A 532-nucleotide genomic window follows, 5' to 3' on the forward strand; every position below is an offset into this window, starting at 1 on the left:
GACAACAGGGACCGGCACAGGTGCGGGGCATCGAGATCGCCACCGTCTTCCTGCTCATGGCCTGCTCCTGTCGTCGTGGCCCCCGGATCGACCGGGCGCGCTGTTCGTGAATTCATGGTGCCCGAATAAGCGGCCCCGCGTCAATGCCCGAATATGAATTCCGTGTGTCGCGCGTGCTAGCCTCGATGGCAGGCGAGCTGATCGCCCCGGACGAGGCGCGTCGTACCCGGTCTGACAAGACGGCGCAGTAGTGAACTGACACCTACTGCGAGGGAGTGCTCGTCATGGCCTGGGTTGTTCTGATCATCGCCGGTGTGCTGGAGACGGTGTGGGCGGTCGCCCTGGAGGCGTCCAAGGGGTTCTCGCGGCTGGTGCCGAGCGTGGTGTTCGGGGTCGCGCTGGTGCTGAGCATGGGCGGGCTGGCGTACGCGATGAAGTCGATCCCGCTCGGTACGGGGTACGCGATCTGGGTCGGCATCGGGGCGATCGGGACCGCGCTGTACGGCATGGCGGTGATGGGGGACGCGGTGAC

The 532-nt window shown here is 66.5% G+C and carries 1 protein-coding gene and 1 riboswitch; the gene reads left to right on the forward strand.

All coding sequences use genetic code 11. The features are described from left to right. Window positions 1-186: 186 nt before the first annotated feature. Window positions 187-249, forward strand: a riboswitch (guanidine-III (ykkC-III) riboswitch). Window positions 250-284: 35 nt separating this feature from the next. Continuing rightward, a partial coding sequence (locus ABD323_RS45095; protein ID WP_344447734.1) for a DMT family transporter occupies window positions 285-532 on the forward strand: 248 nt, incomplete at its 3' end.

This window comes from Kitasatospora nipponensis, assembly GCF_039528135.1.
Classification (GTDB): domain Bacteria; phylum Actinomycetota; class Actinomycetes; order Streptomycetales; family Streptomycetaceae; genus Kitasatospora; species Kitasatospora nipponensis.